The following is a 21,975-nucleotide window of genomic DNA, read 5'->3' as shown; positions in this document are numbered from 1 at the left end:
GGCGTTGTCAGTGGAAGACTCATCGTCGGCAGACCGTGTCGCGACCCTCGCCCTGGACGACGAGAAGCTGCTCGCGGTCCGCGACGCGGGCACCCCGGACATCGAAGGGCGCAGCAAGCGCATGTGGCTGCTCCCCGGCGGTCTGTGCGTGGTGGAAATGATCCCCAGCCTCCGCAGCTTCACCTACAGCCGCGACGAACTCATCGAGGACACCGGCCCGCTGCGCCTCGACTTCTACGAGCGCGCCGCCGCGCGGCTGGCCAAGGACGGCATCCGGACCGGCTTCGTCCGCAGGCTGGCCCCGACGGTCTACCTGTCCGAGTTCCACGAGGCCCCGCCCTTCGAGGTGATCGTCAAGAACCGGGCGATCGGATCCACTCTGGTCAAGTACCCCGGGCTCTTCACGGCCAACTCCGTACTTCCGAAGCCGGTGGTGAAGTTCGACTACCGGATCGACCCCGAGGACCAGCCGATCGGCGAGGACTACCTGCGCGCCCTGGACCTCCCCGTCGACGAGTTCCGACGGATGGCCCTCGCGGTCAACGACACCCTGGTCACCTGGCTCGCCCCACTCGAGGTCTGGGACTTCTGCCTCATCCTCGGGCTCGACCCGCAGGGCGAGCCGGTGCTGATCTCCGAGGTGTCGCCCGACTGCATGCGGCTGCGCCACCCCGACGGCTCCTCCCTGGACAAGGACCTCTTCCGCCACGGCGCCTCTCCGCAGGAACTGGTCACCGCGTGGAAGAGGCTGCTCCATGAGGTCGGCTGACCCCGCCGCCCCGGTCGCCCTGATCAGCGGGGCGAACCGGGGCACGGGACTGGCCATCGCCCGGGAACTGCACCACCGCGGCTACCGGGTGGCCGGTCTCAACCGCACCCTCCTCGGCGAGGACTGGCTGTACGAGGTCCCGTGCGACCTCACCGAGCCGGCCGCCGTGGACACGGCGGTCAGCCAGGTGCTCACCCGCTTCGGACGGCTCGACGTCTGCGTGACCAACGCGGTGGACCGCACGTTCGCTCCCCTCGCCGAGATGGATCCGGCGGACTGGGACCGGGCCGTGGCGGTCAACCTCACCTCGGTCTTCCGCATCGTACGGGCCTCGCTCCCGGCGGTCCGTGCCGCACGGGGAAGCTACGTGATCGTCGGGAGCCACGCCGGCACCCACTTCTTCGAGGGCGGTGCCTCCTACAGCGCCACCAAGGGAGCCCTCAAGGCCCTGACGGAGACGCTGCTGCTGGAGGAACGGGCCCACGGGGTACGGGCCACGCTGGTCAGCCCCGGTGCCATCGCCAACGAGGACGGCGACGACTCGCCGTACAAGATGGCCACCGAGTCGGTCGCCCGCTGTGTCGGCGCCCTCGTGCAGGACCAGCCTTCCGATCTGGTCATCGGCGACATCGAGATCCGCCCGGCACAGCTGCGGGATCCCGAGATCTCCGGCATAGACCGCCTCCAGCACGTGTGAGTTCCGCGCCACGGCGAACCATGCACCGGGAAACCGGACGCAGGACGAAGGACACCACAGTGATTCAAAGTCCGGCCTCTCACATAGCCCTCTACCTGGGACGACCCGCCACCTCCGGGGAGCCTTCGCAGATGGCCCGGGCACACCCGACCGGCACCCGCTCCTCCGCGATTCCCGGTGCGGCCACGCGCCAGCCGCGGCTCCCCGCCCTGAGCAAGGTCGTCGAGGCGTTCCCGGCCGACGAGGCGTGTCTGGTCGTCACGGGCGAGGTGGGCCCCGGCACGGCGGCCTACCTCCGGGTGCTCGCCGACGTCCTCGACGTCAGCGCCGTGATCACCACCTCCGATCACGGCTGGTCGACGGCCTCCACGGCGTACCTGGGGAATGTCCTGGTGCTCACGCCCGACCACCCCCGGGACCTGGTGCGCACCGCCGCCGAGTACACGGGCAGGCTGACGCGCCGGGCCGCGGCGCCCGTCGTGATCCAGGGGCCGGGCCACCTCCTCACCGAGGACGGCTCCGGACTGCTCGCCGAGCAGGGAGCACGCGGCGCGGTGTGGAGCGCGCAGTGCGGCGTCGGCCGACCGGCTGTGAAGCCGGTCGAGCCGCGCCTGCCGGTCTTCACCACCACCGGCAGCGCGTTGGACTCCCTGGTCCACACTCCCGCGGGATACGCCATCGCGCAGACCTTGGAGGCCCGCCTCCGCCGGGACCTGTCCCGCTCGCTGTCCGACTGCGCGGTGGCGGTCCTGGGATTCGGTGAGCGTCACACCGCCGTGGCAGCCGCCCTGCGCGTGCTCGGCGCCGACGTGGGTGTGTGCGATCCGGACCCCATATCCGCGTGTGCCGCCGTTCTGGCCGGCTACCGGGTCGCGGACCGCACCACTCTGCTCGGTGGAGCGGACGTGGTGATCGACCTGTCCGGGGACCTGCCGACGGACCCGGCGACCCTGGGCCTGCTCAAGCCCGAGACGGTGGTGCTCACCGAAGGTTTCCATCCGCCGGACCGGGGCCCGGGCAGCGGCTTGGGGGCGCTCACGCACGTGGAGCAGTACGAAGGCACGACCGTCTGCCGGTTCGAGGACAAACCGCTGTACCTGATGACCGGGCTCGCCCCGAGCCATGTCGACGAGCGGATCGTGGGCCGACTGCACGACCTCCTCTGCTGCGAGCTGTACCTGTGCATCCGGGAACTGGCCCGCCGACCGCACGCGTCGGGCGTCCACCAGCTCTCCCCGGGACAGTGCGAGGAGATCGCCTGGATCTGGTGCGACACGTACGGGCGGCCGGCATGACCGACTCAGGCCATACCACCGGCCCCAGGACCGACTGGGACGCGGCACGACACCACCTGCTGGTCGACTACGGATCCGGCGCGCACCTTCCGTGCCACGAAGAGGTCGCCGTACCCGCCACCGTGGTCCTCGACGTACACGGCAGCGTCATCGACGTGGACATCATGGCGCTACCGGAGCGAGTGGCCGACGCCCTGTCCTCGTACGCCGTCTCGGTCAGGAAGCCGCCGAAGAACGGCATCGCCCTCGACGCCGACGCCGCCTGGCTGTGGCTCCATCTGGCGGACGGTGTCCCCGCGCAGCGACTCAGCGGGGCGGCGCACGTCCGCATCGCCTTCGCCGGCCCCGACGTCGTCGAGGTCGACCTCACCCTGCATCCCAAGACCGCACCTAGGCCCGGAGACCGTCGTTGACCATGTTGTCCGCCTACCGGGACTGCCTCGGCTCACAGCACGCCAAGTACCTGTTCGCCTCCAACCTCCTCGGCCGTCTCCCCAACGGCATGGCCCCCTTGGCCATCGCGCTGTTCCTGCGCTCCCAGGGCCTGGGCTTCGGCACGGTCGGAACCGTCACCGCGCTCTACGGCCTGTCCATGGCCGCGGGCGGCCCGCTCCTGGGCCGGGGTGTGGACCGCTTCGGTCAGGTCGGCGTCCTGTCCGTCAGCGCGCTCGTCTCGGGTGCGGGCTTCCTGGCGTTGGTGCGGTTCGGCGACAGCAGCGTGAGCACCGCCGCGGCAGCCGTCGTCGTCGCCGGACTGTTCTCACCCCCTCTGGAACCCTGCCTGCGAACGATGTGGCCCAGTGTCCTCAAGGACCAGCGGGCCATCGGCGCCGCCTACGCGCTCGACGCCTCGCTGCAGGAAGTCGTCTTCGTCACCGGGCCCCTCCTGGTGGTCCTGCTGACCTCCGTCGCCGATCCGTCCGTCGCGCTCGTCGTCACCACCGTCGCGATGATCGCCGGCACCCTCGCCTACATCGTTCCCCCGCCCGTGCGGCGCTGGAGGGCCGAACCCCGCACACCGGACTGGGCCGGCCCCCTGCGCTCCGCCCGGCTGCGGCAACTGCTGGTGAGCCTCGCGTTCGTCGGCGTGAGCCTGGGAGCGCTCAACATCGCGACCGTCGCCTACCAGGAGCACGTCGGCAGCGAAGGCCTGTCCGGCATCCTGCTGGGCGTCAACGCGGCCGGCGCACTCATCGGCGGCCTCTACTACGGAGCACGCCAGTGGCGGGCCGACTCGTCACGCCAGCTGACTCTCCTGCTGCTCGGCATGTTCCTGTCCTACCTGCCGCTGTTCCTGGTCCCGCATCCGGTCATCGTCGGCGTGCTCGTCTTCTGTGCCGGCCTCTTCCTGGCCCCGGTGCTGACGTGCGGGTTCTCGATCATCGGTGAGGTCGCGCCCCCGGGCACCGCCACCGAGGCGTTCGCCTGGATGGTGACCGCCGTCCTCACGGGCAACGCCCTGGGAACCTCGGCCGCCGGTGCGGCGGAACAGCACATCGGGATCTGGGCCTCCTTCCTGGCCATCGGCGCGGCCGGATCCCTGGCGTACGCGACGGCCGTGCTGTTCCGGCGCGGCGCGGGAGGCCCCCTCGGCCGTGTGCCCCAGAGCAGGGAGACGACATCACTGTGAAGCCCCTGATGATCGTGTCCGACCTCGACGGCACGCTGCTCGACTCCACAGGCGGGATCTCCGTGCGCACCCGGGCCGCGGTACAGGCGGTGCAGAAGGCGGGCCACACCTTCGTGATGGCCAGCGCACGACCCGTCCGTGACGTACGGCCCATCGCGAACGCCCTCGGACACATGGCCATCGCGGTGTGCAGCAACGGGGCCATCTCCTACGACTACGCCAGCGAAACCGTCGTGAACTACCACCCCATGCCGCAGGCCGCCGCCGCCGAGGTGATCGCGGCGCTCCGGCACCGGTTCCCCGGTGTGCTGCTGGGCTGCGAGCGGTGGCCGGACCTGCTCCTGGAAGACGGATTCGACCTCGATCCCGCTCTCAGCAAGGAAGCCCGCCGCGTCCGGTCGCTGGAGGAGGAACTCGACGAGCGCGGCCTGGGGAAGCTCATCGTCCAGACCGGAGGATCGGCCTACGACTACTACCTGGCCGCGGCCGACGCCCTGCACGGCCGGTGCACGGTGACGGTGTCCACTCCTGCCTTCTGCGAGATCACCCGCAGCGGCGTCACCAAAGCCATGACCCTGGACCTGCTGTCCACCCAGCTGGGCATGTCCGCCGAACAGGTCGTCGCTTTCGGCGACATGCCGAACGACCTGCCCATGCTCCATTGGGCGGGCTGGTCCGTGGCCATGTCCAACGCCCATCCGGACGTACGTGCCGCGGCGAACGAGACGACCTTCTCCAACGACGAGGACGGTGTCGCCCGTTGGCTGGAGCGCCTGCTGGAACAGCGGAACCCCGTCCTACCGACGCGCACAGGCGCCCCCCGGCCGCTGGCACGCCGAGAAGAGGAAACCCCGTGGAAATAGCAATTGTCGGTACCAAGCGGGGCAGTGTTCACGCGCGGTGGATCGCCCAGTGCCCCGAGTTCTCCGTCACGGCGGTGGCCTGCTCCCAGGACACCGAGGCGGCCACCGAAGTGGTCCGTACGTACCACCCGCACGCCGAAGTGACGACGGACGCCCTGTCCCTGATACGCCACGGCCGGATCGACGCCGTGGCCATCACCACCCCGACGCACAGCCGCCACGAACTCGTGTCCGAGGCGCTGGACCGAGGACTCCTCGTCATGTGCGAAGCTCCGCTGGCCGCCAGCCGGCAATCCGCACTGGAACTGGCCGAACTGGCGTACGCCCGGGACGCCCGTACCGTCGTGTCCTTCCACCTGCGGGAGAACCCCGCCCTGCGGCACACCAGGCAGGCCCTCGCCGACGGCGCCATCGGCCGGCTCCTCGCCCTCGACATCGATCTCCACGACGACGTCCACACGCGGTCCGCCGGCGACGACGTCCTCACCGAACTGGGCACGCACGCCTTCGACCTGGTGCCATGGCTGACCAGGACGGGCCTCTGGGAGGTGTCGTCCGCCTGGATGCCCGGCCATGACGCGGAGCCCGGAGCCGTCGACGACTTCGCCCAGGCCGAACTGCGCACCATCGGCCATCCGACCCGGGCCCGGGTCATGGTGTCGCGGACGGGCGGGACCCGGCCGCAACTCTTCGTCACCGCTCACGGATCCCTCGGCGTCATCCGCGTCAGGGTGGACACCGCGGACGGATCCGGACTGTTCACCCTCTCCACGGGGGCGCGCGACGCGCAGCAGCTCTTCGGGGCGCACTCCATGAACCCGTACCGCCGCCTCGTCGATCATCTGGACACCGGCATTCGCCCGGAGCCCGGCTTCGACGACGGACTCGCCGCCCTGGCGCTGGTGGACGCGGCGCTGAAAGCCGGCGGAACGGAAAGGTGGGAAGGCCGTGTCTCTTGAGACCGCCGAGGTCGCCCACGTCCTGCTCGCGCTCAGCGTCCTCCTCGTCGCGGCGCACCTGGGTGGATACCTGTTCGCACGCATGCGCCAGCCCCAGGTCATCGGGGAGATCCTGGGAGGGCTCCTGCTCGGCCCGACCGTCCTGGGCGAGCTCGCCCCGGACGCCCAGCGCTGGCTGCTCCCGACCGACGGGGCCACCGGACACGTGCTGGGTGCCTTCTACCAGATCGGTCTGCTGCTGCTCGTCTACCTGACAGGCACCGAACTGCGGGCGCGCCGCCACAACAAGGGGCAGCGCACCATCGGGTTCGTCACCGTCTCCGGACTCGTCCTGCCCTTCGGATTCGGCCTGGCCATCGCCTCCGCCGCGGACACGGACGAGCTCATCGGCCCGAACGGCTCGCCCACGACCCTCGCCCTCATCTTCGGCATGGCCGTGGCGGTCACCAGCGTGCCCGTCATCTCCCGCATCATGATGGACCTGGGCATCCTCCAGTCGCTGTTCGCGCGGATCGTACTCGCCGTGGCCGTGATCGAGGACGTCCTCCTCTACGTCATCCTGGCCATCGTCCTGGGCGTGGCCCAGGCCGACGACGGCGACGGCTTCGGACTGTGGGCGCTGCTCGCCGTGGACTCCCTGCCGCTGGCCGTCGTCTACTTCACCGCCGTACCGCTGATCTTCCTCGGTCTGCTGCTGTGGCTCGGCCCGCGGTCCTTCAGCGGACTGACGAGGTCCCGGATCAACGTCCTGGAGCAGCGCAGCCCGCTGGCGTTCCGGCTGGTCGTGGTGTTCCTGCTGTGCGCCGCCTGCACCGGCCTCGGCATCGATCCGATCTTCGGTGCCCTGGTCGCCGGCATGTGCACCGCAGGCGCCACGGGGGACAAGGTCGTAGCGTCCCAGGAGACACTGCGCCACGTCTCGATGGGCCTGTTCGTCCCCATCTACTTCGCCATCGTCGGCGTCAAGCTCGACCTGGTCCGGCACTTCGACCCGCTGTTCTTCCTCTGGTTCTTCGTACTCGCCTGCCTGGTCAAGTCCTTCAGCGTATGGCTCGGAGCCCGGGCGGCGGGGGAGTCCCACCCGGCGGCGACCAATCTCGCCGTCGCGATGAACGCACGCGGCGGTCCCGGCATCGTGCTCGCGTCGGTCGCCTTCGGCGCCCACGTCATCAACGAGAGCTTCTTCACCTCACTGGTCCTGCTGTCGATCATCTCCTCGCAGATGGCCGGCTACTGGCTGGGCCGGATCGTCGCGCACGGCAAGCCGCTCATGCCCCCCGCCCCCGGGCAGCCGGTGGACGAGCACGAACACGAGCCTCACGAATCACCCCACGCGACCGCTCGCAGCACGAGCCAGTAGCCACGAGAAAGGCACCACATGACCCAGCTGTCCGACGTCGAGATCGGTGTGATCGGCGGATCCGGCTTCTACTCCTTCCTCGACGACATCACCGAGGTGACCGTCGACACCCCGTACGGAGAGCCCAGCGACTCCCTCATGGTCGGAGAGCTCGCCGGACGGAAGGTGGCATTCCTGCCGCGCCACGGCCGACAGCACTCGACGCCGCCGCACGGGATCAACTACCGCGCCAACCTGTGGGCCCTGCGATCGGTCGGCGTCCGCCAGATCATCGCCCCCTGCGCGGTCGGCAGTCTCCGCCGGGAGCTGGGCCCCGGCACGCTCGTCGTGCCGGACCAGTTCGTGGACCGGACCTACGGCCGTGACCAGACCTTCTTCGACGGGCACCAGCGCCCGGACGGACAGATCCCGCTGGTCGTGCACACCCCCACGGCCGACCCGTACTGCCCCACGGGCCGCGCCGCCGTGCTGGGCGCCGCCGGCGAGGCGGGCTGGGAGGGGGCTCAGGACGGTGGAACCCTGGTCGTCATCCAGGGGCCCCGGTTCTCGACCCGCGCCGAGTCCCGCTGGTACTCCGCCCAGGGATGGTCGGTCGTCGGCATGACCGGGTTCCCGGAGGCGGCGCTCGCGAGGGAGATCGGCCTCTGCTACACGTCCGTCGCGCTCGTCACCGACCATGACGCGGGCGTCGAAGTCGGCGAGGGCGTCACCCACGAGGACGTCCTCAAGGTGTTCGGCCAGAACATCGACCGTCTGCGCCCCGTCCTCGCCAACGCCCTCAAGGCGCTGCCCGTCGAGCGGGACTGCCTGTGCAGCCGCGTCCTCGACGGCGTCGACACCGGGATCGAACTGCCCTGACACCCCGCTTCCACGCCCTGACCACCGAACCCCCGGCCGCGGCCGGCCACCCTGCCGAAAGGACACACATCCGCATGATCAGCCCCAAGATGCCCCAGAACGAGACCGTCTACAGCCGCAGCGGCGACTCCGTGGTCTTCAACCAGCTCGCCCTGAAGATCGAGATGGACACGGTCAGCAACGAGGACTACTACAAGTGGCTCGACGACATGATCGCCACCATCGGCGACCGCGTCCCGGGCGCACAGATCGTGGAGAAGGAGAACGCCCGCCAGGCGCCTCCCCTGAACACGGCGATCTACTACGACACCGAGGACTACCGGATCCTGCACACCGGTGCGCTGCTGCGCACCTCCTGCAACAAGATCACGCACGCCTTCTGCGCCTTCAAGGCGGCCCAGGACGAGAACCACGTACGCCGTGACCACCGCTACGTCTTCGACGGCGAGGAGAAGGCGACCATCCAGGCCGCCCCGGACTCCCCGGAAGCGGTCGCGGTCGTCCAGCGGCTCCTCGCCCGTACGGACATCCAGCACCCGGGCCGGCACCTCGAGGAGACGTACGGGATCCCGCGCACCGAGCTGATCCCGACGGTCAAGCTCGACGATCTGCGCTACACCTTCTTCGTCTGGCTGGACAAGCGGGACGCGCTGCGCTGCAGCATCGACCGGGCCACCGTGTCCAACCTGCGGCTGCCCGAGGCCGAGCGGGAGGAGAAGCCCGTCTCGGAGGTCGAACTGGCCATCTACCCGCGCATCGAGCCGGAGATCGCCCAGGACCCCCGCGTGGTCGAGCTGTTCAACGTGCTCTCGGAGGACCTGTGCGCGCGATTCGACACCAAGGTCACCTCTGACATCAAGTACCAGCGTTCGGCGACGGCCCTGGGCATGGGCGGCCGCTGAATCCGGAAGGAAGAGTGGAAGCCGGCCGTGGAGGACAGCCCGTGAAGATCTATCTCGTACGCCACGGCCAGTCGCAGTGGCAGGTCAGCCCCAACCAGGACTGGGACACCCGTCTCAGCCCGCTCGGGCACGACCAGGCCAAGCACCTGGGGAAGTGGTTCACCTCAGGAGCCGTCCTCGACGGCACCACCCGGCTGACGGTCGGCAGCGTGGTGACCAGCCCGCTGCAGCGGGCCCGTGAGACGGCCGGGTACCTCGGCGAGGCCCTCGGCCTGCCCGTGGACACGCAGCCGTCGCTGACGGAGGCCACGTTCCACGTCGTGTCCGAACTCCCCAAGGCCCAAGCGCCGTTCGCCCCGTGGCCCGAGGACCCGCTCTCCGAGCGCTACCTCGACTTCCGTGCCCAGGCTCGGACCGCTCTGGGAGAACTGACCCGACGGGCCGAGGAGACGGGGCAGCCGGTGCTCGCGGTGACCCACGGCGGGCTGATCAAGACGGTCATCCGCACGATCGCGGAGTCCGACGCCTTCTGCCTCAAGCTCTACAACTGCGGCATCAACGCGATCGAGTGGACCAACGGCCGATGGAGGGTGGTGCACGTGAACCTCTGGGACCATCTGCCGCCCGAGCTCCGCACCACCTGACGCCCGCACCCGCCGTCCGGCACCCGGAAAGGAAGCCATGCACGCACCCCGGCCCACGGTCGAGGACCTCACCGCCCTCTACGGCCTTCGGCCCATGCCGCTGGAGGGGGGCCTGTTCACCCGCACCTGGGCAGGTCCGCCGCGTCCCGACGGACGTCCCACCGGCTCGTCGATCATCGTTCTCCTCTCGCCCGAGGACAACCAGTTCTCGGCGATGCACCGGCTCCCCACCGACGAGGTCTGGCACTTCTACCTGGGCGACCCGGTCGAACTGGTGCTGCTCGAACCGGACGGCGGCAGCCGCGTCGTCGTGCTCGGTCCGGACGTACTGGGGGGCCAGCACGTCCAGTACACGGTCCCCGCCGGTACGTGGATGGGCGGACGGGTCGTGTCCGGAGGCCAGTGGGCGCTCTTCGGCTGCACCATGGCACCCGGGTTCAGCTCCGAGGACTACGAGGGCGGCGACACCCGGGAACTCAGCGCCCGCTACCCCGAGGCGGCCGGTCTCATCGAGGCGCTCTGCCGACCCGGAGTCCCCCTGCGCCACCCGGCCGGGACCGAAGGCGGGATCGACCGGCCCGCCCCCACGTCCGCGACAACGTCCCCGGCGACCTGAGGTGGACGGCTCGGGCCTGCCCGACCTGACGGGGCACACCGTCCTCGTCACCGGCGCCAGCGGCGGCATCGGCAGCGCCATCGCCCGGCGCTTCGCACAGACCGGCGCGGCCGTGGTCGTCCACGGACACGACGGAAAGGACCGGGCCGAACAGCTCGCCGCCGAGCTGACGGCCCAGGGTGGCCGGGCCCTCGCCCTGTCCGCGGACCTCACCGACGAAGCCGCCTGTCACCGTCTGATGACGGACGGCGCCGCGTGGTCCGGAGGCCTCACCGGACTCGTCAACTGCGCCGGCGTCCAGCCGGTGCGGGAACTGGCCGAGATGACCACCGCCGAGTGGCGGCGGGTGTTGGACACCAATCTCGCGGGCGCCTTCACCTGCACCCAGGCGGCGGTTCCCGCTCTGGCCGCCCGCGGAGGCGGCACCATCACCCACATCGCCTCCATCGAGGGACGCCAACCGGCCCTCGGCCACGCGCACTACTGCGCCTCCAAGGCCGCCCTCATCATGCACGCCCGTTCCGCGGCGCTCGAGTACGGGCGCCTGGGGATCCGCGTGAACACCGTCTCACCCGGACTGATCGACCGGCCGGGGCTCCAGGAGGAATGGCCCGAAGGGGTCCAGCGGTGGAAGAGCGCCGCACCGCTGGGACGGCTCGGCACGGCGCAGGACGTCGCCGACGCCTGTGTCTTCCTCGCCTCCCCGCTCGCGTCCTGGATCACCGGCCACGACCTCGTCGTGGACGGCGGAGTCTCCTCCGCGCCCACCTGGTAGCCGGAAGCACCCTGCCGCCACCGGCTTTCCCGTAACTAGCAGCAAGGAGCCGCATCACATGACCACGCTCAGCATGCCCGGATCCTCGGTACGGACGGGGCCGCCGCCCACCTACGAAGAGGTCTGCCGACAGCTCGCGTCCCTGCCGGTCGACCGCAGCGAGACCACCGTGCGCTCCAACCTCGAACTCGTCCACGCCCTGGGTTCGCGCGAGAACATCTCCGCCCTGCTGGGCGAAGTACTCGCCGACGAGAAGCTGCTCACCTCCATCGCGCAGCGCTCGTACCCGCACACCAACCACTTCGACAAGATCGTCCTGGTGGACTCCGGCACCCAGCTCGGCTACCGGCTGACCCTCCATCTGTGGAACCCGCCCTACTCCGACGCCGAGGCTGAGGACGAACAGATCCACGACCACCGCTTCAGCTTCTGGTCCCATGTCGTCGCCGGCACCCTGACCTCGCAGAACTTCGTACGGGACGCGACCGGAACCCTCTTCGGGGAGTACCAGTACATCCCCGAGAAGCTCAACAGCGTCGCCACCGTGGGGAACTTCTACGTCAACGTGGGCGACTCGCCGCTCCTCGCCACGGATCGTCCCCGCGTCGAGGCCGGCACGTCCTACGACCTCACGTTCGACCAGATCCACCGGGTGATCATGCCGCGCGAGGACCTGACCTGCACCCTGGTGCTGCGCGGACCCAGGCAGAAGAACTACGCGAGCGTCTTCAGCAACTCCGTCAAGTACGACCCCACGGAGAACCAGATGTTCTCCACCGAGGAGCTGGCCGACAAGCTCCGCATCGTCCTCGACCACTGCTGAGCCATCCCCCTGTTCCCCCCTACCGGCAGGAGTCCCATGCCCACGCCCCAGATCCCCACGGAAGAGCCCATCTACAGCCGGACCGGAGACTTCGCGGTCTTCAACCAACTGGGTGTCAAGCTCGCCTTCTCGGACGACACCTCCGACGAGGACTACTACGCCTGGCTCGACGACATGCACGTCCGGATCGGTGACCTGGTACCGGGTGCGGAGATCGCGGAGAAGAGCTACGCCCGCACCGAGCCCAGGCTCAACACCGGCATCTACTACGACACCGAGGACTACCGCCTGCTGAAGGCCGGCGCCGTCCTGCGCACCACGTGCAACATCAAGACCCATGCCTTCTGCGCGTTCAAGCTGTCCGAGGACGAGAACGCCGTACGGCGGGACCACCGGTACGTCTTCGAGGGCGAGGACAAGGCCAACATCCAGCGGGCCCCCTCGTCCCCGGAGGCCGTGGCGGCCGTCAAGCGGCTGCTCGCCCGCACGGACATCGAGCACCCCGGTGTCCATCTGCGCGAGAAGTTCGGCGTGACGGGTGACGACCTGGCCCCGGCCATCGGTCTGGAGCAGTACCGCCACCCCTTCTTCGTCTGGCTGGACAAGCGGGACGCCCTGCGCTGCTCGATGGACAGGGTCACGGTCTACGACCTGCGACTGCCCGAGGACCAGCGGGTGCGAAAGACGTACAGTGAGATCGAACTGCCGGTCTACCCGCACCTCGAGGACGAGGTCGCGCGTGATCCGCGACTCATCCAGCTCATCGAGACGCTGACCGCTTCGCTCCGGGAGCGCTTCGGCATCGAGTCCGTCCTGGAATCCAAGTACCAGCGTGGCGCGGACACGTTGGGCATCCCGAAGGGCTGATGGTGAGCAGAACCGAGCACCTGGGACCACCATCGGCCCCGGCGGGCGCCACGGCGTCCGCTGGGGCGGGTGCTCTCGTGGTCCTGGGAACCGCGCAGCTGCTCATCGCCCTGGACTACTCCGTCGTGTACGTGGCGCTGCCCTCCATAGACGAGGAACTCGGCTTCGGTTCCGCCACGTTGGCCTGGGTCGTCAGTGCCTACGCGGTCCCCTTCGCGGGGTTCCTCCTCGTGTGCGGCCGTCTCGTGGACCTGTTCGGAGCGCGGCGCATGCTGATCGGCGCGCTGTGGGTGATCGCGGTGTCTTCGCTCGGGGCAGGACTGGCCGGCAACGCCGCCCAGCTTCTCGCGGCGCGAGGAGTGCAAGGCCTGGGGGCGGCGGCGCTCGCCCCGTCGACCCTGGCCCTGCTGACCAGCACCTTCCCACCAGGGCGGGGGCGGACGCGAGCACTCACGGTCTGGAGCACCACCGGGGCCTCGGGACTCACGGTGGGAGTCCTCGGCGGGGGAGTCGTCACCGATGCCGCCTCCTGGCGCTGGGTGTTCTGGGCCGTCGTCCCCCTGGCCCTGTTCGCGCTGGTGCTGGCCCACTTCGCCCTCCGGGGCGACCGCGCCGCGGCGGTGGCGCGGGGACCGGTCGGCTGGGCCGGGGCGGTCCTGGTGACGCTCGGTGTCCTGTTCCTCGCCACCGGCATGACCCGTGCCTCCGAGGGCGGCCCACTGGATGCCGGCTTCGTCGTGCCGCTCCTGCTCGCAGGGGTGTGCATCGCGTTCCTGGTGCACCGCGAACGGCGCGCCGACGTGAAGCTGATCCCGCCGAACCTGCTCCGCAACCGCCGTTTCTCGACCGCCGCCCTCCTGGCGGCCCTGTTCATGGGGAGCTTCGGGGCGGAGTTCTACCTGCTGACCTTGTTGCTTCAGGAGGACAAGAGCTACACGCCGTTCGCCGCGGGCCTGGCCTTCGTTCCGCTGGCTGTCGCGGCTCCCGTCGGCAGTGCGGTCACGGGGCGCCTGATCAAACGCCTGGGCGAGCGGCACACCCTTGCCGTCGGGTTCGCCGGGGGAGGGGTGGGGCTGTTCGTACTGATGGCGGCGCCCGCGGACATCCCCTACGCGTGGGCGATCCTGCCGGCCCTGCTCGTGAGCGGTATGGGACAGGGAATCGCGTACACCGCGACCTTCGCGCTGGGCACCGGATCGATTCCCGAGCAACAACAGGGCGTGGGATCGGGTTTGATCACGATGGTACAGTATTTCGGTGGCAGCGTCGGCCTTGCAATCCTTGTTCTCGTTCTGCGTTCGTCGTTGCCGGATCAGCAATTCGTGAAGGGTTTCCTTCTACTCGGTTGCCTGGCGGCATTCGCGGCTGCGGCTGGTTACGCACTCCTGCCCCGGATCGGAACTTCGAATGCCCATCCGAAGGGTGGTCTTCGTGGCCCATGACAGTGATGTCTTATCTCTTTCCCTGTGCGGGAAAAAGATCAATTCGATTCCCGAAGTGCTGACGGACATGGAAAGCCTCTCAAGGCTCGACCTCTCCTTCAATCACTTCGACGAGCTGCCCGCGGATCTGGGGAGCCTCCACCGGCTCGCCGAGCTGCGTCTGGACGGGAACAGGTTCAGCAGATTCCCGGACGCCGTCCTCGCCTGCACGGGGCTCGAGGTGCTGAGCCTGTACAAGAACGCCCTCTCGGATGTGCCCTCCGAGCTCGGGAAGCTCCGCGAGATGCGCGTTCTCAACCTCGCCGACAACCGTCTCTCAGCGGTCCCTCCCGAGCTCGGCGAACTGCGCCACCTGCACACACTCGACCTGGGCCACAACGAACTGACCGAGCTCCCCCAGTCCCTGGGCGACCTGGCAGGCCTCACGCAGTACCTCTACCTGAGCAACAACAGACTCGCGTCGGTCCCGGACTCGCTGTGCCGTCTGACCCGTCTTCGCTACCTGAACATCACCGACAACCTCCTGACCTCGCTCCCGGAACGGTTCGGAGACCTCGTCTCCCTGCGCGAACTGCGCCTCTACAACAACCGTTTGGCCGAGCTGCCCCGGTCGATCGGCGGTCTCCGCGACCTGAGGGAGGCGCACCTCATGGGCAACGAACTGACCAGCCTCCCGGACGAGGTGGGCGACATCGGTGATCTGCGCGAGCTGCGCCTGATGGACAACCGGGTGACGGCGCTGCCCGAGTCGATCGGCCGGCTGTCCCGACTGCGGATCCTCGATCTGCGGAACAACGAGGTACGCAGGCTGCCGGATTCGATCGGGAACCTCGACCGGCTGACCCACCTGGATCTGCGGAACAACGGTCTGGAAGAACTTCCGGCCGCTTTGGCCGACCTGCCCAGCCTGGAGAAGCTCGATCTGCGGTGGAACCTCATCGATCCACTGCCCGAATGGATCTCCACCCTCGAGCAGAGGGGATGCGCGGTCCTGACGTGACCGGCGTGTCTACCGAGTTCGCTGTTATCGCATCCCGGCAAGAAAGGAATCCGTTCGTGGAATCGCCCGGCACGACGGCTGAAGAGACGCTCTCCCTGCGAGAACAACTTCTCGGCCTCATACGCGATGTTCCCGACTTCCCCCGACAGGGCGTGACGTTCAAGGACATTACCCCGCTGCTAGCCAATGCCGAAACCTTCTCGCGCCTTGTCGACAAGCTCGCGGATCTCGCCGTACTCCACGGGGCCACCGTGGTGGCTGGTCTGGAAGCCCGGGGATTCATCCTGGCCGCACCGGTCGCCCTGAGGGCCGGAGTGGGATTCGTTCCGGTACGCAAGGCGGGAAAACTTCCGGGACCGACGTTGGCGCAGTCGTACGAACTGGAATACGGCAACGCCGTGGTCGAGGTGCAGTGTGACGCCTTCGCACCCGGCAGCCGGGTCCTCGTCATCGACGACGTTCTGGCCACGGGCGGTACCTTGGCGGCATCGATCCGACTGATCCGCGACGCCGGCGCGGAAGTCGTCGCCGTCGGCGTCCTGATGGAACTGGGCTTCCTGGAAGGCCGCAAAAGCCTCCAGCCGCTGCTCGACGAAACGCCGCTCGAAGCGGTTGTCGCGGTCTGAGCTGGGTGGCGGGCAGCGTCGTCGGGCGGTCTCAGGCCATGGTTCTCACGATCTCCTCGACCAGCTCCGGAGTCGTCTCCGGGTGCAGGAAGGCGAAGCGGGCGACGGTCTCGTCCTCCCAGCCGGTGGGTGCGACGAAGGCGGTCCCGCCGGCGAGGAGGCGGGCGGACCATTCCGTGTAGTCCTCGGCGGTCCAGTTGATCCGGCGGAACAGCACGGCGGACAGCTCGGGTTCCCTGACGAGTTCGAGGTAGGGGGTGTTCCGGATGAGCGTGGCGGTGTCGCGGGCCAGGGTGATGGCCTGTTCGATGGCCTCGCCGTAGGCGCGGGTTCCGTGGACGGCGAGGGAGAACCACAGGGGGAGGCCGCGGGCGCGGCGGCTGAGGTGGTGGGCGTAGTCGCTCGGGTTCCACTGGTTGTCGTCGTCGGTGTGCAGGGCGTCGAGGTAGGAGGCGTCCTGGGTGTGGGCCGCCCTGGCCAGGCGCGGGTCGCGGTAGAGGAGGGCGGCGCAGTCGAAGGGGGCGAAGAGCCATTTGTGGGGGTCGATGACGAGGGAGTCGGCGTGCTCGATGCCCCGGTAGCGGTCCCGGACGCTCGGCGCCAGGAGGCCGGCGCCGCCGTACGCGCCGTCGACGTGGAGCCACAGGTCGAAGTCCCGCGCCACGGAGGCCGTACCGGCCAGGTCGTCGATGATTCCGGCGTTGGTCGTGCCGGCGGTGGCCGCCACCCCGATGATGTCGGACGGATCCGCGTCGGCACGGAGGGCGGCGCGCAGGGCGGAGCCGGTCAGGCGGTGGTCCTCGGTCGGCACCGTGAAGGGCTCGACGCCGATGATGCGCAGGGTGTTGCCGATGGACGAGTGGGCCTGGTCGGACACGGCGAACCGGACGCGGTCGTACGGGCCGAGGCCCCGCCGGCGCCGGGCCGTGTCGCGCGCGGTGACCAAGGCGGAAAGGTTCCCGGCCGAACCGCCCGAGACGAAGCAGCCGCCCGCGTCGGCAGGCATTCCGGCGAGGTCCGCGAGCAGGCGCAGGACCTGGTTCTCGGCGGCGATGGGACCGGAGGCGAGGAGCCACGAGACGCCCTGGATCGACGAGCAGGAGACGAGCATGTCGAAGAGGGCGGCAGCCTGGGTGGGGGCGGCGGGGACGAAGGACAGGAAGCGGGGGCTGTCGACCGCGATCGCGGTGGGCGCCAGCTGCTCGGTCCACAGCCGCAGGACCTCCGCCGGATCGTTGCCCTCCGGCCCGATCAGCCCTGCCAGAACCCTGTCGAGTTTGTCGCCTCCGCCCGGGTGGTTGAGCGTGGGCCGGTTCAGGAGGCGGTCGCGCAGCGCGGCGACGACGAGGTCGGTGAGGGCAGGGTCGTACGAGTGCATGGTGGACCTTCGCGTTGACGATCATCAGGCCGTGACGGGGCCGGTCGTCAGTGAATCCGGAGCCTGTGCCGAGGAGTTCGGTCTGTGTCACAGCTCTGGGCCGTTCGTTTCGTCCGGGTGGCCGAATCGCGCTGCGGGAGAGGTCCGTCGCGGTGCACCCGTACCAATCGGGGCGAGAGCTCTTGGAGCGGGCGACCAACATTCCGCGCCGCTTGCGGGACCACGATCACGGGAGGCCCCGCGGACGACGGCGGGAACGATCGAAAGGCTGCCCCGCATGCGTCACGCCACCCGCCCGACCCTCGGCATCCTCGGCGGGATGGGACCGCTTGCCACGGCCGACTTCTACCGCCGGGTCGTCGAGCGCACCCCGGCCGGCTCCGACCAGGCGCATGTGCCCGTCGTCATGTGGGCCGACCCCGGCGTCCCCGACCGGACCGCGGCGCTGCTCGGAAGCGGGCCGTCCCCCGTCCCCGCCCTCGTGGAGGGTGCCCGCTGGCTCCAGCGCGCGGGAGTGAGCTGCATCGCCGTTCCCTGCAACACCGCGCACGCCTACGTCGAGCAGCTGTCCAAGGCGACCGGCGTCGAGGTCCTCGACATGATCAAGGCCGCGCTCGAGGCGGCGGCGCGCCGGAGGCCCGGGCTTGAGCGGGTGGGGGTCCTCGCGACCCGGGGGACGCGGCTGACCGGGCTGTACGAGCGGGCCGGCGCCCGGCTCGGGCTCGACGTGGTGCAGGTGCCCGTTTCAGTGCAGGAGCGGTACGTGGACGCCGCCATCCAGGCGGTCAAGGGCGGTGCGGAGCTCGCCGGGCCCGAGCGCTGGATCGCCGCCGCTGCCGAGAGCCTCAAGGAACAGGGTGCCCAGGCGGTGATCGCCGCCTGTACGGAGATCCCGCTGATCAGCGAGGCGGCTGCTCGCGTGCTCCCGCTGGTCGATTCGACCGACGCCCTCGCCGAAGCCGCCGTCGCCCGCCTGTGGCAGCCCGCCGATGTCGTTCGTCCCACGGTACGAACCGGCTGACGTACCCTCGTCCGTACGCACCACATCGCAGGGCCGTGCACGTCCTAACCTGCGGAGATGATCAGGCACATGTCGACGCACCCCGCCCGGAGCCTCAGCCGGGTGCTGGAGGACTTCGGCCACACCCTCCTGGATCTGCTGTACGGCGACCCCGACGCCGCCGGGGAGATCGGCGGCGTCGGCATCCACGATCCGTACGACGAACAGCACTATCCGGAACACGCCATCGTGCTCGGCGTCGGTGTGCAGGGCGCGGACGAGATCGGCCGGCTGCTCCGGTACCTCGCCGCGCTCGGCGCCACCGCCCTGGTCGTCCGCGGCCCCGTCGACGACGCCGACGAGCTGGAACCGGTCGTGAGCGAGACCGGTGTCGCGCTGCTCGCCCTGACCCGTGGTGCCTCCTGGTCGCAGCTGGCGGCGATGCTGCGCACCCAGCTCGCCGAGGGCGACGTGGGCGACGCCCGCGAGGGCGAGGAGCAGACTCTCGGCGGCGTGCCGTCCGGGGACCTCTTCGCCCTGGCCAACGCCATCGCCACCCTGCTCGACGCCCCCGTCACCATCGAGGACCGCCGCTCCCGCATCCTCGCCTTCTCCGGCCGGCAGGACGAGGCGGACGCCCCCCGCGTGGAGAGCATCCTGGCCCGCCAGGTGCCCGAGCGCTATCTGCGCCACCACGAGGAGCACGGCGTCTTCAAGGAGCTGTACCGCAGCGAGGGCCTGGTGCACGTTCCCCCGCCGACCCTCGGCGACGAGGTGGCGCTGCCGCGGGTGGCGGTGGCCGTCCGGGCCGGGGACGAGTTCCTCGGATCCGTGTGGGCGGCGCTGCGCAAGCCACTCACGCCGGAGCGGGAGCAGGCGTTCCTGGAGGCGGCGAAGCTCGTGGCCCTCCACATGCTCCGCTTCCGGGCCGGCACGGACGCCGAGAACCGGCTGCGCGCTGACCTCGTCACGACCGCCCTGGAAGGCGGGGCCGGGGCGGTCGAGGCGCTGGGCCGGCTCGGGCTCGTCGACGAACCGACCCTGGTCATGGCCATGGGTCTCGCTCCCGAGCGGGGCGAGGACCACGCCCACGTCACGGCCGAACGCCAGCGCCTGGCGTCCGCCCTGGCCGTCCACCTCACGGCTGTACAGCCCCGTTCGGCCGTGGCGCTGCTCGGCGACGTGGCGTACGCGCTCTTCCCCGTGCCGGGCGACACCGCCCACGCCCGTGAGCGTGCCCTGCAGGTGGCCTCGAACTTCCTTGCCCGCACCGGCGAACGGGCCGGCGCCGTCATCGGGATCGGCTCGGTCGCCGAGGAACCCGCCGCGCTCCCGCGCTCCCGCGCCAACGCCGACCGGGCCCTCCGCGTGCTGTTCACCGGCCGGACAGGAAAACGAGCCGCCTCCATCGCCGATGTGTACGTCGACGCCCTGCTCATCGAGATGCGGGACCTGGCCGTCGCCAACCGCGACGAGCTCTCGGGGCCCCTCGCCCGCCTCGTGGCGTACGACGCCAAGCACAACGCCCACCTGGTCGAGACCCTGCGGGCGTGGCTGGACGCCTTCGGAGACGTGATCACCGCCTCGGCCAGCGTGTTCGTCCACCCCAACACTTTCCGCTACCGCATCCGCCGGGTCGCCGAGGTAGGGCAGATCGACCTGCAGGACTCCTCCGCCCGCTTTGCCGCAATGCTCCAGCTGCGCCTGATGACCATGGACGACAACGGTGGAGCCCGCGCCCAAGGCACAGCTCCCCCCTCATCAACCGACTGACGTGCGCTGCCAGGCTCAGGGCGTACCCCACCACCTACAAGTGGGGCTGGGAGCTCTTCGAGTCCTCTGGAACGTGTGGTGCCGGGTGGGTCGGTATCAGCTGTGCAGTACGAACCGGGCCATGCGCAGGCCCGGTACGGGTTCGAAGTCGTCGCCCCGCTGGAAGCCGAGCCTTTCGTACAGGGTCACGGCGGGCTGGTTGTCCGCTCCGGTGCTCACTCTCACTTCACCTCCGCCAGCCACCTTGACCAGCAGGTCATTCAGCAGGCGGGAGGCAAGGCCCCGGCGGAACCAGGCAGGGTCCACGCAGACACGGTCGATGTCAATGACGAGCTGCCCGGTATCGGTCTGCCAGGCTACGAAGGCGGCCACCGTTCCTTCGCCGGTCACCGCGCCCAGCCAGCGCAGGGGCCGGGCCGTCATCTCCTGTAGGGATTCGGACAGGGCAGGGATGCCGTCGAAGTTGATGAGTTCGGCCTCGACGGCATAGGCGCGCAGGCCCACCGCGTGCACAGCGGACGCGACCGCGGCATCGCTCAGATCCAGCTCGCGGATCAGCATGCCGGACGGCATGGGCGCGCAGGAACAGGAATGAGCCAGGCCATGGTCGGACATGTGGCGATGTTATCGGGCTGGGCCCACCGCTGAGTTCGGTCGCGGCGGGGGGTGACACGGAGAGAGCCGGGCATTGTCTCGGCCGAGTCATGCGGCTGGCGCGAGCACAACAACGACAGTCCTCGTGATGGATCGGCGTTGAACACGCCGACGCCGGGCGCTGCCGATGGCGCCGGTCCGGCGAACACGCTGGTCGCCTGTGAAACCTGCGGCACCGCTCTCGGCACGCGGCCTGAAAGCAGCCCACCGTCACATGTCAAGCGCCGCGCCCGCCTCCAGCACGCCCCGAAATCAAACGCGAGTGGGCCGGTCAGAGGCGGACGCCCGGCGGGACCGTCAGGTCCGCGTGGGTGTCGTGGAAGGCGTCCGCGTCCTGGATGGTGCGCACCCAGTCGTAGAACAGCTCCTTGGTGGAGAGCGTCTCGATGCCCCGGCCGGCCAGGCGCCGCAGGCCGCGGTCGTGGGCCTGGCCGGGGGAGTAGGCGGCGTCGTCCACGACCACCACGCGCTTGCCGGCGTGGTGCAGCTGGATCGCCGAGTGGGCCACACAGATGTCCGTCTCGATGCCCACGAGGATCATGGTCGTACGGCCGGTGGCCTCGATCGCGGCGGCGATGTCGGGGTTGTCCCACACGGCGAAGGCGTTCTTCGGCAGGGTGACCGCCTTGGCCGGCAGCACCTCGCGGATCTCCGGCACGGTGTGGCCGCTGGTGCCGGGGTCCTCCTCGGTCACCACGACCGGGATCCCCAGGCGGTCGGCGACGGACGTGATCCAGGCGATGCGCCTCACCATGTCGTGGAACCGCTGCCGGTCCACGTCGAGCCGCTTGGGCGGGTAGAAATCGGTCTGCACATCGATGATCACCAGGGCGCAGTCGTCGCGGTCGATCAGCGGCATCGTCGTCTCGTCTCCTCGTACGTTCGGTGCACGCCACCCTAGGAACGCCGACCACCTCCGGAGTCGTCCGCGGAAACAAGCTCCGACCTGCATCTTCGTATCCGCGCACGAACCGCCGGGTGTCCTCCGCGCATACGCTTCCGGCCAAGTTCAACGAGCCGCATCGATCCACCCGGAGGACGCGC

At 69.8% G+C, this 21,975-nt stretch carries 23 protein-coding genes; 20 read left to right on the top strand and 3 right to left on the bottom strand.

Annotated features, from left to right (window positions below):
- Positions 1–10 precede the first annotated feature (10 nt).
- From ABT034_RS23295 to ABT034_RS23210, 18 genes are all read left to right on the top strand, one after another.
- On the top strand, positions 11–769 hold the full coding sequence (locus ABT034_RS23295; RefSeq protein ID WP_351218182.1) for a phosphoribosylaminoimidazolesuccinocarboxamide synthase: 759 nt from the start codon (positions 11–13) through the stop codon (positions 767–769).
- Positions 756–1,466, top strand: a complete 711-nt coding sequence (locus ABT034_RS23290) for an SDR family oxidoreductase (protein ID WP_351218180.1) — start codon at positions 756–758, stop codon at positions 1,464–1,466. Before ABT034_RS23295 ends, ABT034_RS23290 begins: the two co-directional genes overlap by 14 nt.
- Positions 1,467–1,597: 131 nt before the next feature.
- On the top strand, positions 1,598–2,761 hold the full coding sequence (locus ABT034_RS23285) for a Rossmann-fold NAD(P)-binding domain-containing protein (protein WP_351218178.1): 1,164 nt from the start codon (positions 1,598–1,600) through the stop codon (positions 2,759–2,761).
- A complete protein-coding gene (locus tag ABT034_RS23280) occupies positions 2,758–3,174 on the top strand; it encodes a hypothetical protein (protein WP_351218176.1) in 417 nt (138 codons plus the stop codon). Before ABT034_RS23285 ends, ABT034_RS23280 begins: the two co-directional genes overlap by 4 nt.
- Positions 3,175–3,176: 2 nt before the next feature.
- Positions 3,177–4,391 (top strand): MFS transporter, encoded by a 1,215-nt coding sequence (locus ABT034_RS23275; protein WP_351218296.1) that lies wholly within the window; start codon positions 3,177–3,179, stop codon positions 4,389–4,391.
- An 8-nt stretch (positions 4,392–4,399) separates the two neighbouring features.
- Positions 4,400–5,254, top strand: a complete 855-nt coding sequence (locus ABT034_RS23270; protein WP_351218174.1) for an HAD family hydrolase — start codon at positions 4,400–4,402, stop codon at positions 5,252–5,254.
- A complete protein-coding gene (locus ABT034_RS23265) occupies positions 5,245–6,213 on the top strand; it encodes a Gfo/Idh/MocA family protein (RefSeq protein ID WP_351218172.1) in 969 nt (322 codons plus the stop codon). Before ABT034_RS23270 ends, ABT034_RS23265 begins: the two co-directional genes overlap by 10 nt.
- A complete protein-coding gene (locus tag ABT034_RS23260) occupies positions 6,203–7,573 on the top strand; it encodes a cation:proton antiporter (RefSeq protein WP_351218170.1) in 1,371 nt (456 codons plus the stop codon). Before ABT034_RS23265 ends, ABT034_RS23260 begins: the two co-directional genes overlap by 11 nt.
- An 18-nt stretch (positions 7,574–7,591) precedes the next feature.
- Positions 7,592–8,431 (top strand): S-methyl-5'-thioadenosine phosphorylase, encoded by an 840-nt coding sequence (locus tag ABT034_RS23255; protein WP_351218168.1) that lies wholly within the window; start codon positions 7,592–7,594, stop codon positions 8,429–8,431.
- Between the two features lie 74 nt (positions 8,432–8,505).
- Complete coding sequence (locus tag ABT034_RS23250; RefSeq protein ID WP_351218166.1) at positions 8,506–9,333, top strand: hypothetical protein; 828 nt, start codon at positions 8,506–8,508, stop codon at positions 9,331–9,333.
- Between the two features lie 41 nt (positions 9,334–9,374).
- Positions 9,375–9,977: a histidine phosphatase family protein gene (locus ABT034_RS23245; RefSeq protein ID WP_351218164.1), complete on the top strand. Its 603-nt coding sequence runs from the start codon at positions 9,375–9,377 to the stop codon at positions 9,975–9,977.
- Positions 9,978–10,014: 37 nt separating this feature from the next.
- Positions 10,015–10,593 (top strand): cupin domain-containing protein, encoded by a 579-nt coding sequence (locus ABT034_RS23240; protein ID WP_351218162.1) that lies wholly within the window; start codon positions 10,015–10,017, stop codon positions 10,591–10,593.
- A gap of 1 nt (position 10,594) precedes the next feature.
- Positions 10,595–11,368 (top strand): SDR family NAD(P)-dependent oxidoreductase, encoded by a 774-nt coding sequence (locus ABT034_RS23235; protein WP_351218160.1) that lies wholly within the window; start codon positions 10,595–10,597, stop codon positions 11,366–11,368.
- Positions 11,369–11,426: 58 nt separating this feature from the next.
- Entirely contained in the window at positions 11,427–12,191 is a 765-nt protein-coding gene (locus tag ABT034_RS23230; RefSeq protein WP_351218158.1) for a hypothetical protein, read from the top strand.
- 36 nt (positions 12,192–12,227) lie between these two features.
- Positions 12,228–13,058, top strand: coding sequence for a hypothetical protein (locus tag ABT034_RS23225; protein WP_351218156.1), 831 nt, complete (start codon positions 12,228–12,230; stop codon positions 13,056–13,058).
- Positions 13,059–13,135: 77 nt separating this feature from the next.
- Positions 13,136–14,500 carry an MFS transporter gene (locus ABT034_RS23220; RefSeq protein WP_351218154.1) on the top strand — a complete coding sequence of 455 codons (1,365 nt, stop codon included), beginning with the start codon at positions 13,136–13,138 and terminating at the stop codon, positions 14,498–14,500.
- A complete protein-coding gene (locus ABT034_RS23215) occupies positions 14,466–15,500 on the top strand; it encodes a leucine-rich repeat domain-containing protein (protein WP_502973026.1) in 1,035 nt (344 codons plus the stop codon). Before ABT034_RS23220 ends, ABT034_RS23215 begins: the two co-directional genes overlap by 35 nt.
- 56 nt (positions 15,501–15,556) lie before the next feature.
- Positions 15,557–16,126, top strand: a complete 570-nt coding sequence (locus ABT034_RS23210) for an adenine phosphoribosyltransferase (RefSeq protein WP_351218150.1) — start codon at positions 15,557–15,559, stop codon at positions 16,124–16,126.
- A gap of 31 nt (positions 16,127–16,157) precedes the next feature.
- On the opposite strand, the gene ABT034_RS23205 is transcribed toward ABT034_RS23210, so the two are convergent.
- Positions 16,158–17,504 carry a pyridoxal phosphate-dependent decarboxylase family protein gene (locus ABT034_RS23205; RefSeq protein ID WP_351218148.1) on the bottom strand — a complete coding sequence of 449 codons (1,347 nt, stop codon included), beginning with the start codon at positions 17,502–17,504 and terminating at the stop codon, positions 16,158–16,160.
- A gap of 277 nt (positions 17,505–17,781) precedes the next feature.
- On the opposite strand from ABT034_RS23205, the gene cuyB reads away from it, so the two are divergent.
- On the top strand, positions 17,782–18,525 hold the full coding sequence (gene cuyB / locus ABT034_RS23200) for a cysteate racemase (RefSeq protein WP_351218146.1): 744 nt from the start codon (positions 17,782–17,784) through the stop codon (positions 18,523–18,525).
- 69 nt (positions 18,526–18,594) lie between these two features.
- The gene (locus ABT034_RS23195; RefSeq protein WP_351218144.1) at positions 18,595–20,277 is read left to right on the top strand and encodes a PucR family transcriptional regulator; all 1,683 of its coding nucleotides are present in this window, start codon (positions 18,595–18,597) and stop codon (positions 20,275–20,277) included.
- 96 nt (positions 20,278–20,373) lie between these two features.
- Here ABT034_RS23195 and ABT034_RS23190 read toward each other — a convergent pair whose 3' ends face one another.
- Entirely contained in the window at positions 20,374–20,892 is a 519-nt protein-coding gene (locus ABT034_RS23190; protein ID WP_351218142.1) for a GNAT family N-acetyltransferase, read from the bottom strand.
- Positions 20,893–21,202: 310 nt separating this feature from the next.
- On the bottom strand, positions 21,203–21,790 hold the full coding sequence (locus ABT034_RS23185) for an isochorismatase family protein (protein ID WP_351218141.1): 588 nt from the start codon (positions 21,788–21,790) through the stop codon (positions 21,203–21,205).
- Positions 21,791–21,975: the final 185 nt, after the last annotated feature.

This window comes from Streptomyces sp. NPDC002773 (assembly GCF_040295605.1).
GTDB lineage: Bacteria > Actinomycetota > Actinomycetes > Streptomycetales > Streptomycetaceae > Streptomyces.
This window is presented reverse-complemented; position numbering and strand designations above follow the sequence as displayed.

Bases quoted from the DNA above. Each gene is read 5' to 3' on its own strand.
- ABT034_RS23205 (WP_351218148.1), bottom strand. From the start codon at position 17,504: ATGCACTCGTACGACCCTGCCCTCACCGACCTCGTCGTCGCCGCGCTG.
- ABT034_RS23240 (WP_351218162.1), top strand. From the start codon at position 10,015: ATGCACGCACCCCGGCCCACGGTCGAGGACCTCACCGCCCTCTACGGC.
- ABT034_RS23290 (WP_351218180.1), top strand. From the start codon at position 756: ATGAGGTCGGCTGACCCCGCCGCCCCGGTCGCCCTGATCAGCGGGGCG.
- ABT034_RS23195 (WP_351218144.1), top strand. From the start codon at position 18,595: ATGTCGACGCACCCCGCCCGGAGCCTCAGCCGGGTGCTGGAGGACTTC.
- ABT034_RS23285 (WP_351218178.1), top strand. From the start codon at position 1,598: ATGGCCCGGGCACACCCGACCGGCACCCGCTCCTCCGCGATTCCCGGT.
- ABT034_RS23225 (WP_351218156.1), top strand. From the start codon at position 12,228: ATGCCCACGCCCCAGATCCCCACGGAAGAGCCCATCTACAGCCGGACC.
- ABT034_RS23230 (WP_351218158.1), top strand. From the start codon at position 11,427: ATGACCACGCTCAGCATGCCCGGATCCTCGGTACGGACGGGGCCGCCG.
- ABT034_RS23250 (WP_351218166.1), top strand. From the start codon at position 8,506: ATGATCAGCCCCAAGATGCCCCAGAACGAGACCGTCTACAGCCGCAGC.
- ABT034_RS23275 (WP_351218296.1), top strand. From the start codon at position 3,177: ATGTTGTCCGCCTACCGGGACTGCCTCGGCTCACAGCACGCCAAGTAC.
- ABT034_RS23255 (WP_351218168.1), top strand. From the start codon at position 7,592: ATGACCCAGCTGTCCGACGTCGAGATCGGTGTGATCGGCGGATCCGGC.
- ABT034_RS23270 (WP_351218174.1), top strand. From the start codon at position 4,400: ATGATCGTGTCCGACCTCGACGGCACGCTGCTCGACTCCACAGGCGGG.
- cuyB (WP_351218146.1), top strand. From the start codon at position 17,782: ATGCGTCACGCCACCCGCCCGACCCTCGGCATCCTCGGCGGGATGGGA.
- ABT034_RS23215 (WP_502973026.1), top strand. From the start codon at position 14,466: ATGCCCATCCGAAGGGTGGTCTTCGTGGCCCATGACAGTGATGTCTTA.
- ABT034_RS23280 (WP_351218176.1), top strand. From the start codon at position 2,758: ATGACCGACTCAGGCCATACCACCGGCCCCAGGACCGACTGGGACGCG.
- ABT034_RS23185 (WP_351218141.1), bottom strand. From the start codon at position 21,790: ATGCCGCTGATCGACCGCGACGACTGCGCCCTGGTGATCATCGATGTG.
- ABT034_RS23190 (WP_351218142.1), bottom strand. From the start codon at position 20,892: ATGTCCGACCATGGCCTGGCTCATTCCTGTTCCTGCGCGCCCATGCCG.